We start from the raw sequence: 14,642 nt of genomic DNA, 5'->3' as shown, positions 1-14,642 counted from the left end.
GAGGGTGGCTCAGCTGTTGGTCGCCGGGGCCGACGCGGACGCCGAAGCGGCCGCCTTGCAGCCCTCCTGAGACGTCAGCGCCTTCTTGGTGTCGCCCGACTCCAGCTTCTTCAGCGCCTGGATCGCGCTCTTGCGCTGGGTCTCCACCTGCTTCATCTCGGCCGAGACGTCCTTCAGGCCGGACGCGAACTTCGCCTGGTCCTTCGTGTTCAGCCCGTCGACCTGCTTCTTCAGGTCGGCGTATGCCGCGGAGAGGGCGGTGAGCTTCTTGACGACGTCCTGCTGGATCTTCGCGCCGCCCTCGACCCCCGGAGGCGCCCCGGCCTTGCTGATGAGGCTCGCGCGCGCCTGGTAGCCGTCGGCCAGGTCCTGGAAGGCCTTGGCGTCGGCCTGCTGGAGCTCCTTGGGCGTGCTGGTGGTGTCCTTGGCCGCCTTCGTGATCGCGACGTAGGCCGCCGAGATCTTCGCGTTCTGCGCGGGCACGGCGTCGCAGACCTGCTTGGCCCAGGCGTCCAGCTCCGGGTTGCCCTCGTCGCTCGTGCATCCCGTCAGCGCCAGTACCAGTACCGCACCGCCGGACAGTGCGGCCGCGAGCTTCTTGTTCACCGGTTCGGTCCCTTCCGTGGCTCTCGGCCAACGGACCTTACACGTCGGGCGGTGGACGGCCGTGCCCCCAATGGCGTATCTGAGGCTCTTATTACGATTTACACCATGTGAGAGAAGGGTCACGGCAAGGGCGTGAACAAGCACGAGGCGGGCGGGCGGCACGTCAACACGCGCCGCCCGCCCGCCCCTTGAACTGGGCCGTCGTAAGACCGCCTACGAAACCACCGCGGGATCGACCGGTTTGGCCACCCTTTCGGCGTTGTCTTCGTCACCCATGGCGATGCCTCGCCGCTTGGAGACGTACACCGCGGCGACGATCACGAGGAGCGAGAGCACGGCGATCACGACCCGTACTCCGACGTTCTTGTCCTCGCCGTAGCTGAACTGGATGACCGCGGGCGCGATGAGCAGCGACACCAGGTTCATCACCTTCAGCAGCGGGTTGATCGCGGGACCGGCGGTGTCCTTGAAGGGGTCGCCGACCGTGTCGCCGATCACGGTGGCGGCGTGGGCCTCGCTGCCCTTGCCGCCGTGGTGGCCGTCCTCGACGAGCTTCTTGGCGTTGTCCCAGGCGCCACCGGAGTTGGCCAGGAACACCGCCATCAGCGTGCCGGCGCCGATCGCGCCCGCGAGGAACGAGCCGAGGGCGCCGACGCCGAGCGTGAATCCGATGAAGATCGGCGCCATCACGGCGAGCAGTCCGGGCGTCGCGAGCTCCCGGAGCGCGTCCTTGGTGCAGATGTCGACGACCCTGCCGTACTCCGGCTTCTCGCTGTAGTCCATGATCCCGGGGTGCTCGCGGAACTGCCGCCGCACCTCGTACACCACGGCACCCGCCGACCGCGAGACGGCGTTGATGGCGAGTCCCGAGAAGAGGAAGACGACCGCCGCGCCCGCGATCAGGCCGACGAGGTTGTTGGGCTGCGAGATGTCCATCATCAGGTTCATCGGCGCGCCTTCGCCGGTGAGCTTCTCGCCCACGTCCCGTGCGCCGGTGGTGATGGCGTCGCGGTACGACCCGAAGAGCGCCGCCGCCGCCAGGACGGCGGTGGCGATGGCGATGCCCTTGGTGATGGCCTTGGTGGTGTTGCCGACCGCGTCCAGGTTGGTGAGCACCTGGGCGCCCGCACCCTCGACGTCGCCCGACATCTCGGCGATGCCCTGCGCGTTGTCGGAGACGGGCCCGAAGGTGTCCATGGCGACGATCACGCCGACCGTGGTGAGCAGGCCGGTGCCGGCCAGCGCCACCGCGAACAGCGCGAGCATGATCGACGTGCCGCCGAGCAGGAACGCCCCGTAGACGCCGAGGCCGATCAACAGGGCCGTGTAGACGGCAGATTCGAGACCGACAGAGATACCGGCGAGGACGACGGTGGCCGGGCCGGTCAGCGAGGTCTTGCCGATGTCCATGACCGGGCGACGGTTGGTCTCGGTGAAGTAGCCGGTCAGCTGCTGGATGACGGCGGCCAGCACGATACCGATCGCCACCGCGACGAGCGCGAGGATCCGCGGGTCGCCGTCCTTGCCCGCGATCGCCGCGTCGGTGACGCCGTCGAGGTCGGCGTACGACGACGGCAGGTAGATGAACACGGCGGCCGCGACCAGCACGATCGAGATCACCGCGGAGATGAAGAACCCGCGGTTGATCGCGGTCATGCCGCTGCGGTCGCTGCGGCGCGGGGCCACCGCGAAGATGCCGATCATCGCGGTGATCACGCCGATCGCGGGCACGATCAGCGGGAAGGCGAGCCCCGAGTCACCGAATGCCGCCGACCCGAGGATCAGGGCAGCGACCAGGGTCACGGCGTACGACTCAAAGAGGTCGGCCGCCATGCCGGCACAGTCGCCGACGTTGTCGCCCACATTGTCGGCGATGGTCGCGGCATTGCGCGGATCGTCCTCCGGAATGCCCTGTTCGACCTTGCCGACCAGGTCGGCGCCGACGTCGGCGGCCTTGGTGAAGATGCCGCCGCCGACACGCATGAACATGGCGATCAGTGCGGCACCGAGACCGAATCCTTCGAGCACCTTCGGCGCGTCGGCCGCGTACACCAGCACCACACAGGAGGCGCCCAGCAGGCCGAGCCCCACTGTGAACATGCCGACGACGCCGCCCGTGCGGAAAGCGATCTTCATGGCTTTGTGCGAGACGGCGGTGAGATCCTTTTCCGGCTCTCCCGGCGCCGGGGTCGCTTCCCGTGCGGCCGCGGCGACGCGCACATTGCTGCGTACGGCGAGCCACATGCCGATATAGCCGGTGGCTGCCGAGAACGCGGCGCCGATCAAGAAGAACACCGATCGGCCGATGCGCTGATTCCAGTCGTCCGCGGGCAGCAGCATGAGCAGGAAGAACACGACGACGGCGAATACGCCGAGCGTGCGCATCTGCCGTCCCAGATAGGCGTTCGCGCCTTCCTGGATCGCCGACGCGATCTTCTTCATGCTGTCGGTGCCCTCGCCCGCCGCGAGCACCTGGCGCACCAGGACGCCGGCGACCACGAGCGCTGCCAGTGCCACGACGCCGATAACCGTGATGATGATCCGGTTGTCGTCGGTCAGCACGACGGCTGCGAGGGTTGTGGGATGGTCCAGCTGATGAGGGGTAGAAAGCCCCGCCATTCGTCCTCCTTGACGCTTGGGCTGAGCTCAAGATGTGGACGGATTCTAGGTACCGGAACCTGATCAAAACAGAGCGCGGTAAACGGAATCGGCCTTCACGTGCCGTTCAGCAAATGATCGACGTCACGCCACTGAACCCGAAAGTGCTAATGCCTCAAAACCATTGACGTGAGCATTGGCTCTTGATCGAATTATCGGGAGATTGATCGTGAATTCCTTCACGAATTTCCGGTGCCGATGGGGAAACGCGAAAGGGCCCTGCTGAGCAGGGCCCTTTCGCGATGATGTTCGCCTTGGCGGGGTCGTTCAGGGAAGCACCACGGCCGGCGGCGTGGTCGGCCAGGTCATACGGATCAGCCCACCATGCTCCCCTGCGGAGACCTCCACATCGTCGACGAGACCACTGATGACCGCGAGGCCCATTTCGTCCTCTTCGGCCTCGATCTCGCCGTCGCCGCCCGCGGCGCCGGGCGCCCGCTCACCGGGGGTGGCGTGCGGCGCCTCGTCGCCGACCTCGATGGAGAACTGTTTCTCCTCCTCGATCAGCGACACCTTCACCGGCGCCGTGATGCCGACGCTCTGGTGCAGTCCGACGGCACGGCTGCAGGCTTCGCCGACGGCGAGTCGCACCTCGTCGAGTACGGCCTCGTCCACTCCGGCCCTGCGCGCCACCGCTGCCGCCACCAACCGGGCGGTCCTGACGTGCTCGGGCAGCGCGCTGAAGCGGAGTTCAACGGTGGCCATGCATCCCCCTCGGAACTACGGGCGTGCTGTCCGGAGGGCCGGGCTGCCGAAAGCCCGGTCCCCCTTCTCTTTCCACTTCCACCGCCCCGGGCACGCTCAGCGGCGGGCCCGGGTCCGGTGATCAGTCGGTCGCCGCAACCGCTTCCTCGACCGAGGTGTGGATCGGGAACACCTTGGTGAGACCGGTGATGCGGAAGATCTTCAGAATGCGCTCCTGGTTGCAGACCAGGCGCAGTGAGCCCTCATGGGCACGCACACGCTTCAGGCCGCCGACCAGCACGCCGAGCCCGGTGGAGTCGAGGAAGTCCACGCCCTCCATGTCGACGACGAGGTGGAAACTCCCGTCGTTCACCAGCTCGACCAGCTGCTCGCGCAGCTTGGGCGCGGTATATACGTCGATTTCGCCACCGACCTCGACGACCGTACGATCGCCGACGGTACGGGTCGACAGGGACAGGTCCACGGATCCTCCAGCACCTTGCTATCGAGCGGTCGTCCCTCGGGACACCTCGGCTTACAGCCCCCAGGACGGTTCGCCAGCCGCGATGGCATTCAATCACTTACCGGCAGGCGTGCACGACGCCTTGGTCCCATTGTCCGTCACGCCAGTGACACACTCGGTGCCGATGGCCAAGAATCACCGATCCGATCGATCCCCGACGGGCCCCGTTTCCCGGGTGGACCCGGGTACGGTGCTGGGCCGGCTCGCCTCGGGGCCGAGCCGGGCTTCGCGCATCACTCATACGGAGCATGTGCCCCCGCGGGAGGGTCGCCATGCCGTCTGGCCTGACCGGATCCGCGCGGAGGTCATCTCCGCAGTCCAGACGGCGGGAATCGAACATCCCTGGGCCCACCAGGCACGCGCCGCCGAGCACGCCCTGGACGGCGACTCCGTGGTCGTCGCCACGGGCACGGCGTCCGGCAAGTCCCTGGCCTACCTCGTGCCGGTCCTCTCGACGCTCCTGGACGGCTCCGAGGCCCCCAACGGCCGTGGCGCCACCGCCCTCTACCTGGCCCCCACCAAGGCCCTTGCGGCGGATCAGTGCCGTTCGGTGAAGGAACTTTCACATCCGCTGGGCAATTCCGTACGGCCGGCTGTGTACGACGGCGATACTCCGTTCGAGGAACGCGAGTGGATCCGCCAGTACGCCAACTACGTCCTCACCAACCCCGACATGCTGCACCGGGGCATACTCCCGTCCCACCCCCGCTGGTCCTCCTTCCTGAAGGCGCTCAAGTACGTCGTCATCGACGAGTGCCACACCTACCGCGGCGTCTTCGGCTCCCACGTCGCCCAGGTCCTGCGCCGCCTGCGCCGCCTGTGCGCCCGCTACGGCGCCTCTCCCGTCTTCCTGCTGGCCTCCGCGACCGCCGCCGAGCCCGCGGTGGCCGCCGGCCGCCTCACGGGCCTGCCGGTGGTGGAGGTCGCCGACGACGCCTCCCCACGCGGGGAACTGGTCTTCGCCCTCTGGGAGCCTCCGCTCACCGAGCTCCAGGGCGAGAAGGGCGCCCCCGTCCGCCGTACGGCGACCGCCGAGACGGCGGACCTTCTGACGGATCTGGCCGTGCAGGGTGTGCGGTCGGTCGCCTTCGTACGCTCCCGGCGCGGCGCCGAACTGATCTCGGTCATCGCCCAGGAACGCCTCGCCGAGGTAGACCGCTCCCTCGCCCGGCGTGTCGCGGCCTACCGAGGCGGCTACCTCCCCGAGGAGCGCCGTGCCCTGGAACAGGCCCTGCACTCCGGCGAACTCCTCGGCCTCGCCGCCACCACCGCCCTGGAACTCGGCATCGACGTCTCCGGCCTGGACGCCGTACTGATCGCCGGCTACCCGGGCACGCGCGCGTCGCTGTGGCAGCAGGCAGGCCGGGCGGGCCGCTCCGGACAGGGTGCGCTGGCCGTCCTGGTCGCCCGCGACGACCCGCTGGACACCTACCTCGTCCACCACCCCGAGGCCCTGTTCGACCGGCCGGTGGAGTCGACGGTCCTCGACCCCGACAACCCGTACGTCCTGGCTCCGCACCTGTGCGCGGCGGCCGCGGAAATCCCACTGACCGACGAGGACTTGGCGCTTTTCGGTCCCGAGACCAAGGAACTGTTGCCGCAACTGGAGGCCGCGAAGCTGCTGCGCCGCCGCACGAAGGCCTGGCACTGGACGCGCCGCGAACGGGCCGCCGACCTCACCGACATCCGCGGTGGGGGCGGCCGGCCGGTCCAGATCGTCGAGGCCGGGACGGGACGGCTGCTCGGCACGGTGGACGCGGGCGCCGCGCACGGCACGGTGCACGAGGGCGCTGTCCACCTGCACCAGGGCCGCACCTACCTCGTCCGCTCCCTCGACCTGGAGGACTCGGTCGCCCTGGTCGAGGAGGCCGCACCGCCGTATTCGACGGTCGCCCGCGACACCACGTCGATCTCCGTGCTGGAGACGGACATCGAGGTCCCGTGGGGCGACGGCCGCCTGTGCTACGGCTCCGTCGAGGTCACCAACCAAGTGGTCTCCTTCCTGCGTCGTCGGCTGATCACGGGTGAGGTACTGGGCGAGACGAAACTCGACCTCCCTCCTCGTACGCTGCGCACCCGCGCGGTGTGGTGGACGGTCACCGAGGACCAGCTGGACGAGGCCCGGATCAACCCCGAGATCCTCGGCGGCGCCCTGCACGCCGCCGAGCACGCCTCGATCGGCCTGCTGCCCCTCTTCGCGACCTGCGACCGCTGGGACATCGGCGGCGTCTCGATCCCGCTGCACCCCGACACGCTGCTCCCGACGGTCTTCGTCTACGACGGCCACCCCGGCGGCGCGGGCTTCGCGGAGCGCGCCTTCCACACCGCCCGCGCCTGGCTCACCGCCACCCGCCAGGCCATCGCCTCCTGCGAGTGCGACGCCGGCTGCCCGTCCTGCATCCAGTCCCCCAAGTGCGGCAATGGGAACGATCCGCTGCACAAGAAGGGGGCTGTGCGGTTGCTGACGGTGCTGTTGCGGGGGGCGGCGGAGGGAGAGGTTGCCGTGAGCGGGGAGGGGGAGCTCGCCACGGCTGGGGAGGGGGAGGCTGTGCCGGCGAGGGGTGGGGGGCCTGGCCCAGCGGGGGGCGGCACCCCGGCGAACGACGGCGGGTCCTGAACCGGCTGGGGACGGCTCGCGCGGCGGGGCGGGGGCGGCTGGCCTGCTGCCACGGCTAGGACGGGGAGCTGCCGATGTCGGCCGTGCAACCGGTCATGGAGCCGACGGCGGCCGCGCAACCGGTCGAGGAGCCGACGGCGGCCGGTCCGTCCCCGCAGCGCCGCCCGACGGAGGCCCCTCCGGCGGGGTCGCCGCCTCCGGACCCGCAGGCCCCGCCCGTGCCCTGACCTCCGCCGCGAACGGCCCCCGGCCCGACACCGCCGTCACGTCCGAGACCTCGCCCACCACCACGCACCGCACGAGCCGCGCGCCCTGCGCCCGGGCCACCCGCTCCGCACGGGCGCAGGCGGCCGTACCGCCCTGCGCCCAGTGATCGGCCGCCGCGAGCGCCGCCAGATCCGCACCGCCGGCCGCACGGTGCCGGGTCACAACAGCTTGGCCCAGGGCGAGTACGACGCCGAAGACGACACACAGCACGGCGATGGCGCCGAGGCTCCAGACGGTGGCGGAACCGCGGTCGGAGCGCGTGCCGACAGCAAGTCGCTGGGCAACATGCCTGGTGGCGACGGGCCTGCGGGCCGCATGCCGCTCGATGCCGGGACCGTGCCCGGAGTGCGGACCGGTCAGGGGCGTGTGGTCAGGTTCTCGGCCAGTGGCGGGCCTGAGGGCGGGTCCCCAGCCGACGGGCGTGCGGCCGGTCTCTGCGAAACCCCCTCTCATGTCCCCGCCCCCACCATCTCCTCCGCCGCTGCCACGGCTTCCTCCCGTACCTCGAACGGGAGCCCACGCAGCACCGGCGGCTTGGCCACGACGACCACGCGGACTTCGTCCCCCTCCCGGCCGACCGTGACCGTCGCGCCGCGCGGCGCCGCCTCACGGGTCACCTCGATGACCGCGTCGGCCGGGTCCTGCCGGGCCGCCGCGCGGGCGCCCGTCCGGGCCGCGTCCACGCACTGGATCTGCGCGGCCACCACGAGCAGCCCCCACACCAGCGCCATCGCGAACATCACCAGCACGGGCAGCACGACAGCCGACTCCGCCGTCATGAACCCCTGGTCCGATCCCCGACCGTGCTCCCGACCGGCACCCCGGTCCGTTCCTCGCTCAATGTCCCGCTCACATCCGCGCATCGAGCGCCTGCTTCACGATGGCCTGCAACTCCGCGCTGACCTGCCCGCTCGTCACGACCTTGTAGAGCACCACGGCGAACGCCACCGCCGCCACGATCCCCATCGCGTACTCGGAGGTGACCATCCCCGCGTCCCTCCGCGCCGCCCGCATCCTGCACATCAGGGCGCGCATCCGTGCCCGTACCGTCTTGTACATCTCAACCCCCGTAAGGCTCAGTCCTGTTGAAACCAGCTGTTGAACGTCTGCTGCCGAAGCCCGAACTCGCCTGCTGCCGAACGCCGAGCTCGTCCACTGACCGGCGACCGTCGCCGCCCCTCACCTGCTCATCCACCACCCCCTCCCAGCACCCCGCCCGCAAGCCCGATCACGACCGGCGCCACGCCCACCGCGATGAACGCGGGCAGGAAGCACAGCCCGACCGGCGCCGTGACCATGACGGCCGCCCGCCGGGCCCGCTCCGTCGCGGAGCGCGCCCAGTCGGCACGGGCCTCCGCGGCGAGCCGAGCGACCGGTCCGGCCGCCGGAAGCCCCGACACGCCGGCCCTTTCGAGCAACCGCGCCAGCGCGCCGGCCCCCTGCATCGAGGCCAGCCGTTGCCACGCCTCGCGTGGTTCACCGCCGAGCCGCACCTCCGCCGCCCCTCGCGCCAGCCCGTCCCCGACGGGACCGCCCAAGGCCTCGCCCACCGCCTGTGCCGCGATCACCGGACCTGCTCCCGCCGCGATGCAGGCCGCCAACAGATCGGCGGCGAGCGGCAACTGGCGAGCCACCTCACCGGCGTCCGGCTCCTCCTCGACGCCAACAGCCCTCTGCCGGCGCCGCCACATCCACATCCCGCCCGCGACGATCAGCCCCATTGCCAGGCCCACGACGCCGCCGACCACCGCCCAGCCTGCGCCCACGACCGCCGCCATGGGCAGCCCTCGCCGCATCCCCTGCCGGACGTCGAACCGTCGGCGTATCGACGTAACGTCGGCAGTCGTCATCAACTCGGCCAGGCGTCGCCGCACCCTCCGTTCGCGCCGCGCCGCCACGGGCCACCGCAACAGCCACCCGACGGCCAACGCCGCCCCCAGGGCCGCCCCCAGCCTGTGGACAAACTCCGCACTCACGCCGCCACCTCCCTCGCACGCCCCGGCCCGCCCAAGTCCTCACGCCGCCGTCTCCTTCGCGCGCCCCGACGCCGCCTCCGCTCCCCGCACGATCCGCATCGCCCACCACATCCCCAGCCCCTCCAGCACCCCGCCGACCACCACACACCCGAGCCCCGCCCCGGTGTGCAGCAGCACATGCAGGGGGTCGGCCCCCATCGCGGCACCCAGCAGCAGCCCCAGGACCGGCAACCCGGCGAGCATCACCACCGTCGACCGAGCCCCTGCCAACTGGGCGCGCAGATCGGCACGTTGGTCCCGTTCGGCCCGCAGCGCCCCTTCCAGCCGGTCGAGTCCCGCCGCAAGTCCCGCGCCCTGGTCGACGGCCACCCGCCAGCACGCGGCCAGGCCCGACAGGCCCTCGGCGCCCGGCTGCCGTGCCGCGGACGTGAGCGCGCCCGGGACATCCCCACCGAACCGCGCCGCCGCCAGCACCGCGGCCTGCGCTTCACCGAGCCCACCGCAGTCCCGCGCCACCCGCAGCAAAGCCTCACCCGGCTGCCGCCCGGCCCGTACCTCCCCGGCAAGCGCCCCGCACAGCGCGATCACCGCGTCCCCGCAACGCTCCCGCGTCCGGCGCGCCTCCCGGGCCAGCCGCACCCTCCGCAGCAACGGCACCCCGGCCGCCCCCGCGACGACCGGCAGCAACGACGCCCCCAGCACACCCAGCACCAACCCGACGGCCGGCGCCCACCATTCAGCCCGCAACCGCCCCCGCAGCCGATGCAACTCCCCGGCCATCTGCCGCCAGTCGGGCGGCCCGGCGCCCACCACTCCACCGCCCGCAAGCAGCAGCTCGGCCCGCCGCGTCCCGGAGTTCCGTCCGCCCAGCAACCAGACCGCCGCCCCGAGACACGCCGCTGCCGTGCCCAACGACATCTCACCCATTCAGACCACCGACCCCCTCACGCCACCGACTCCTCACCGCTTCGGAACCCCTCACGATCACCACGCCCCACCTCCGGGGCCCCCGCACCCTCACGATCACGGCACACACCCCTCATCGCTTGCGCCCCGAAGAAGACCCCGCAGGCGCTCCCACCCCCGCTCGTACGCGAACGCCTCCACGCCCCAGCGCAGCGCCGGCACCGTCCGCACCAGCCCCGACGGGTCCCGCTCCAGCACATGCACCTCCGAGATCCGCCGCCGCCCGGCCCGGTCCCGCACGAGATGGAGTACGACCGACAATGCGGCCGCCAACTGGCTGTGCAGCGCGGCCCGGTCGAGCCCGGCCGCCGTGCCGAGCGCCTCCAGCCGGGCCGGTACGTCGGCCGCCGCGTTCGCGTGGACGGTCCCGCAGCCTCCTTCGTGACCGGTGTTCAAGGCGGCCAGCAGATGGACCACTTCGGATCCGCGCACCTCGCCCACGACCAGCCGGTCCGGCCGCATCCGCAGCGCCTGCCGCACCAGGTCCTCGAGGCTGACGAGCCCGGCGCCCTCCTGGTTGGCGGGTCGACTCTCCAGCCGTACGACATGCGGATGGTCCGGCCTGAGCTCCGCCGAGTCCTCCGCGAGCACGATCCGCTCGCCCGGCCCGGCGAGCCCGAGCAACGCGCTCAGCAACGTCGTCTTGCCACTGCCGGTCCCGCCGCTGATGAGGAAGGACAGCCGCGCGTCGACCAGCGCCCGCAGCACCCGGTCCCCGCCCGGCGGCACCGTGCCCGCCGTGACCAGTTCGTCGAGCGTGAACGCCCGCGGCCGTACGACCCGCAGCGACAGACAGGTACAGCCGACGGCGACGGGTGGCAGCACCGCGTGCAACCGGGTCCCGTCGGGCAGCCGGGCGTCCACCCAGGGGCGCGCGTCGTCCAGCCGCCGCCCGGCCACCGCGGCCAGGCGCTGGGCAAGGCGTCGTACGGCCGCCGCGTCCGGGAAGGACACGGAGGTCAGCTCCAGGCCCCCGCCCCGGTCCACCCAGACCCGGTCCGGCGCCGACACCAGCACATCCGTCACCGACGGATCCGCGAGGAGTGGCTCCAGCGGGCCGCTCCCGACCAGCTCGGACCGCAACTGCTCGGCCGCCCCGAGGACTTCGGCATCCCCCAGCACCCTGCCCTGCTCCCGCAGGGCCTGCGCCACGCGCGCGGGCGTGGGCTCGGCCCCGCTCTCGGCCAGCCACTGCCGCACCCCGTCGAGCAGCCCCGTCGGCATGCCCGCCCCGGACGCGGCTCCGGCCGCCGTCCCGGCCGACGCCCACCGCCCAGCCGACGGACCGGCCCGGTCGACCGGATCCCACCGCCTCGTGGACGTACTCGCCGCGACCTCCGCCACGCGCGACACCACAGCGGCGCTCGTCGAGCCTTCCGACACCCGGGCGCGCACCACACCGGCACTCACCGAACCGTCCGGCACCCGAGCCCGCGCGACAGCGTCACTCGCCGAACCGTCCAACGCCCATCGCGGCGGGCGCCTATGCACCCTCCCGGCCGCTGTCCCGCTCGACCGCCACCGCTCGGGGGACGCCCGCACCGAACCACCCGCGCCACCGCTCACCCACTCGAGCCCGAGCCCCGCAGCCGTACTCATGCCGTCACTCATGCCGTCACTCGTGCCACTGCGGGCACCCTCGCTCTCGCCACTGCGCACGCCCCGACTCATGCCGCTGCTCGCACCCGCACTCGTACCGTTGCTCACGCCACCCCTCATGCCGCCCTCGCCTCAAGCACCGCGCGCTCCCAGAACTCCCCGCAGAACCGCGCCAGCGGCCCTCGCCCCACCGTCCCCGGCGGAGCCTTTGTCTCGTGCGGTCGCAGCAGTCCCGCCTCGACCGGCACCTCGCCCACCAGCGGAAGCTCCAGCAACCGGGCCACCTCGCGGTCGTCAAGGCCGGGCGCGTACGGCCCGCGTACCGCCACCCGCAGATCCCGCAGGACCATCCGGACCGCGGAGGCCACCTGCCGAGCGGCGGTGAGGGCGCGCAGTTCGGCTGGGACCACGAGGATCCCCATGTCGAGCTGGGCGAGGGCCTCCGCGACGCCGTCGTCGATGCGGCGGGGCAGGTCGACGACGACTGCGCCGCCACGGCGCCGGGCCGCGGCGAGTACCGCTCGCATCGCCTGTGGCGGGACGGCGAGGCAGTCGCCGCGATCCCAGCTCAGGACCCGTAGGGAGTGCAGCTTCGGCAGGGACTCCTCCAGGGCGCCGCTGCCGAGCCGCCCGCGCGAGCCGGCGAAGGCGGGCCAGCGCAGGCCGTCGGCGGCCTCACCGCCGAGGAGGACGTCGAGTCCACCGCCCAGCGGATCGGCGTCCACGAGCAGCGTGCGCAACCCCTCACGCGCGGCGGTGACGGCGAGGGCACAGGCGAGCGTGGACGCTCCGGCCCCGCCGCGGCCGCCGATGACCCCGACGGTGAGGGCGGGCCGGCCGACGCCCTCGGCGACATCGGCGATGCGGTCGACCAGCCACTGTTCGCCGTCGGGCAGCATCAGGACGTGATCGGCGCCGATCTCGACGGCCCTGCGCCAGACGCCCGAGTCGTCCTGGTCCCGGCCGACCAGCACCACTCCCCGTCTGCGTCCGGCTCCGCGCACACGGCGTGCGGCGTCGTCGCCGACCAGGACGAGCGGCGCGGCCTCCCAGCTGCCTCTGGGCTCGGGCACCCCGTGGTGGACCTCCGGTGTGGCGCCGGCCGCCGCGCACAGGCGCAGCAGGTCGTCGAGCAGATCGGCGTCCTCCGTGACGATCAACGGTTTGCCCGGCCGCCCCGAGGCGGCGGGCGGCTGATCGTGTGTGACGGCTGCGGTCACGGTTTCCATCCCCCATCGCTGCACCACTCGCGCGGCCCTGCGGCCCCGCGATTCCCAAACGTGTGGAGAACCGGCAACCGGCCTCCATATGAACGGCCGATACGAACCGGCCAAACTCGCCCGACTAACCAGAACCGGCCATGAAGTCGGCCTGAGCGGACGCGCTGGAATCACGGTGCAGCGATCCCGGAAATCGTGTGGATCTTGGTCGATAACTGTGGACAACTCGGCGGTTGTGAATATGGCCGTCACCCATACCGGTGACCCCCGCACCGACCTCTGTACGACTTCCGCAGAGCAGCGCGACAGCTACACACAGTCACGGATCATGAACATGTGCAAGAGGCGGCCGCCGCCGCCTCGCCTCGGCCTCGCGGCCAGGATCAGAAGGGGAAAACCCACCCGGACATGCGACGACCCCCGCCGGGGGGGAGAGCGGGGGTCGTCTCCACGGCCGACTCGGGGGGGGAGGAGTCGGACCGGGTTAGCACGGTCGCGAACGATCCGTGACTTCCATGGTGTACCCGAGAGCCCTCTCAGGCAAACCCACGCGCCCACCTTACGCCGAATGGGCTGCCCCTATGCTCAGGGTTGTGGAAAACCACTCCTTGCCCCGCACAGCGGCCTTCTTTGACCTGGACAAGACGGTCATTGCGAAGTCGAGCACGCTCACGTTCAGCAAGTCCTTCTACCAAGGCGGTCTGATCAACCGCAGGGCCGCCTTGCGGACCGCATATGCCCAGTTCGTCTTCCGCCTGGGCGGTATGGACCATGACCAGATGGAGCGCACGCGCGAGTACCTCTCCGCGCTCGTCCGCGGCTGGAACGTCCAGCAGGTCAAGGAGATCGTCGCCGAGACGCTGCACGACCTGATCGACCCGATCATCTACGACGAGGCCGCCTCCCTCATCGAGGAGCACCACACCGCCGGTCGCGACGTCGTGATCGTTTCCACGTCGGGTGCCGAGGTGGTCGAGCCGATCGGCGAGTTGCTCGGCGCCGACCGCGTGGTGGCCACGCGCATGGTCGTGGGCGACGACGGCTGCTTCACCGGCGAGGTGGAGTACTACGCCTACGGCCCGACGAAGGCCGAGGCGATCGAGGAGCTGGCCGCGTCCGAGGGCTACGACCTCTCCCGCTGCTACGCCTACAGCGATTCAGCCACCGACCTGCCGATGCTTCAGTCCGTAGGCAACCCACACGCCGTGAACCCCGACCGCGCGCTGCGCCGCGAGGCACTCGCTCGCGGGTGGCCGATTCTCGACTTCCACCGCCCGGTCCGACTCAAGCAGCGGATTCCCTCCTTCTCCGTGCCGCCGCGACCCGCTCTTGTCGCGGCGGCGGCCGTAGGAGCCGCCGCGGCCACCGCAGGGCTGGTCTGGTACGCGAGTCGACGCCGTACGGCTCTCACCTGACTTGCGCCTCCCGGTTTCCGTGTGCCCAGTTCGAGCCATCGGCGCCCGTTTGACGCAGTTTTGAGAGTAAAAGTAAAGAACTGCAACCAGGCCTTCCGCTTGGTTGGGTCC

At 71.3% G+C, this 14,642-nt stretch carries 13 protein-coding genes; 2 read left to right on the top strand and 11 right to left on the bottom strand.

What is annotated here, in order from left to right; all coding sequences use genetic code 11:
- Positions 1–9: 9 nt before the first annotated feature.
- The 4 genes from ACTMVF_RS03390 to bldG form a co-directional block, all read right to left on the bottom strand.
- Positions 10–606, bottom strand: coding sequence for a small secreted protein (locus tag ACTMVF_RS03390; protein WP_441269415.1), 597 nt, complete (start codon positions 604–606; stop codon positions 10–12).
- Positions 607–819: 213 nt separating this feature from the next.
- Positions 820–3,225: a sodium-translocating pyrophosphatase gene (locus tag ACTMVF_RS03385; protein WP_441269414.1), complete on the bottom strand. Its 2,406-nt coding sequence runs from the start codon at positions 3,223–3,225 to the stop codon at positions 820–822.
- A 306-nt stretch (positions 3,226–3,531) separates the two neighbouring features.
- The gene (locus ACTMVF_RS03380) at positions 3,532–3,969 is read right to left on the bottom strand and encodes an ATP-binding protein (RefSeq protein WP_441269413.1); all 438 of its coding nucleotides are present in this window, start codon (positions 3,967–3,969) and stop codon (positions 3,532–3,534) included.
- A 121-nt stretch (positions 3,970–4,090) separates the two neighbouring features.
- Positions 4,091–4,432, bottom strand: coding sequence for an anti-sigma factor antagonist BldG (bldG, locus tag ACTMVF_RS03375; protein ID WP_003975386.1), 342 nt, complete (start codon positions 4,430–4,432; stop codon positions 4,091–4,093).
- A gap of 82 nt (positions 4,433–4,514) precedes the next feature.
- On the opposite strand from bldG, the gene ACTMVF_RS03370 reads away from it, so the two are divergent.
- Positions 4,515–7,088 (top strand): DEAD/DEAH box helicase, encoded by a 2,574-nt coding sequence (locus ACTMVF_RS03370; protein ID WP_441269412.1) that lies wholly within the window; start codon positions 4,515–4,517, stop codon positions 7,086–7,088.
- Positions 7,089–7,181: 93 nt separating this feature from the next.
- Here ACTMVF_RS03370 and ACTMVF_RS03365 read toward each other — a convergent pair whose 3' ends face one another.
- The 7 genes from ACTMVF_RS03365 to ssd form a co-directional block, all read right to left on the bottom strand.
- On the bottom strand, positions 7,182–7,682 hold the full coding sequence (locus tag ACTMVF_RS03365) for an Rv3654c family TadE-like protein (RefSeq protein ID WP_441269548.1): 501 nt from the start codon (positions 7,680–7,682) through the stop codon (positions 7,182–7,184).
- 122 nt (positions 7,683–7,804) lie between these two features.
- Complete coding sequence (locus tag ACTMVF_RS03360) at positions 7,805–8,134, bottom strand: TadE family type IV pilus minor pilin (RefSeq protein ID WP_441269411.1); 330 nt, start codon at positions 8,132–8,134, stop codon at positions 7,805–7,807.
- Between the two features lie 70 nt (positions 8,135–8,204).
- Positions 8,205–8,414, bottom strand: coding sequence for a DUF4244 domain-containing protein (locus tag ACTMVF_RS03355; RefSeq protein WP_441269410.1), 210 nt, complete (start codon positions 8,412–8,414; stop codon positions 8,205–8,207).
- A gap of 128 nt (positions 8,415–8,542) precedes the next feature.
- Complete coding sequence (locus ACTMVF_RS03350) at positions 8,543–9,331, bottom strand: type II secretion system F family protein (RefSeq protein ID WP_441269409.1); 789 nt, start codon at positions 9,329–9,331, stop codon at positions 8,543–8,545.
- 39 nt (positions 9,332–9,370) lie between these two features.
- On the bottom strand, positions 9,371–10,258 hold the full coding sequence (locus ACTMVF_RS03345) for a type II secretion system F family protein (protein ID WP_441269408.1): 888 nt from the start codon (positions 10,256–10,258) through the stop codon (positions 9,371–9,373).
- 96 nt (positions 10,259–10,354) lie between these two features.
- Complete coding sequence (locus ACTMVF_RS03340; protein ID WP_441269547.1) at positions 10,355–11,521, bottom strand: TadA family conjugal transfer-associated ATPase; 1,167 nt, start codon at positions 11,519–11,521, stop codon at positions 10,355–10,357.
- A gap of 491 nt (positions 11,522–12,012) precedes the next feature.
- Positions 12,013–13,125 carry a septum site-determining protein Ssd gene (gene ssd / locus ACTMVF_RS03335; RefSeq protein ID WP_441269407.1) on the bottom strand — a complete coding sequence of 371 codons (1,113 nt, stop codon included), beginning with the start codon at positions 13,123–13,125 and terminating at the stop codon, positions 12,013–12,015.
- A gap of 572 nt (positions 13,126–13,697) precedes the next feature.
- Here ssd and ACTMVF_RS03330 point away from each other — a divergent pair.
- Positions 13,698–14,531 carry an HAD family hydrolase gene (locus tag ACTMVF_RS03330; RefSeq protein ID WP_441269406.1) on the top strand — a complete coding sequence of 278 codons (834 nt, stop codon included), beginning with the start codon at positions 13,698–13,700 and terminating at the stop codon, positions 14,529–14,531.
- Positions 14,532–14,642: the final 111 nt, after the last annotated feature.

Source organism: Streptomyces sp. SD31, from assembly GCF_052068475.1.
GTDB lineage: Bacteria > Actinomycetota > Actinomycetes > Streptomycetales > Streptomycetaceae > Streptomyces.
Note: the sequence above shows the minus strand (reverse complement) of the source record. Positions and strands in the feature narration are given on the sequence as shown.

Excerpts from the sequence above, each read along its gene's own strand:
- ACTMVF_RS03385 (WP_441269414.1), bottom strand. The coding sequence starts at position 3,225 with ATGGCGGGGCTTTCTACCCCTCATCAGCTGGACCATCCCACAACCCTC.
- ACTMVF_RS03380 (WP_441269413.1), bottom strand. The coding sequence starts at position 3,969 with ATGGCCACCGTTGAACTCCGCTTCAGCGCGCTGCCCGAGCACGTCAGG.
- ACTMVF_RS03370 (WP_441269412.1), top strand. The coding sequence starts at position 4,515 with ATGGCATTCAATCACTTACCGGCAGGCGTGCACGACGCCTTGGTCCCA.
- ACTMVF_RS03360 (WP_441269411.1), bottom strand. The coding sequence starts at position 8,134 with ATGACGGCGGAGTCGGCTGTCGTGCTGCCCGTGCTGGTGATGTTCGCG.
- ACTMVF_RS03355 (WP_441269410.1), bottom strand. The coding sequence starts at position 8,414 with ATGTACAAGACGGTACGGGCACGGATGCGCGCCCTGATGTGCAGGATG.
- ACTMVF_RS03345 (WP_441269408.1), bottom strand. The coding sequence starts at position 10,258 with ATGGGTGAGATGTCGTTGGGCACGGCAGCGGCGTGTCTCGGGGCGGCG.
- ACTMVF_RS03340 (WP_441269547.1), bottom strand. The coding sequence starts at position 11,521 with ATGCCGACGGGGCTGCTCGACGGGGTGCGGCAGTGGCTGGCCGAGAGC.
- ssd (WP_441269407.1), bottom strand. The coding sequence starts at position 13,125 with ATGGAAACCGTGACCGCAGCCGTCACACACGATCAGCCGCCCGCCGCC.
- ACTMVF_RS03330 (WP_441269406.1), top strand. The coding sequence starts at position 13,698 with ATGCTCAGGGTTGTGGAAAACCACTCCTTGCCCCGCACAGCGGCCTTC.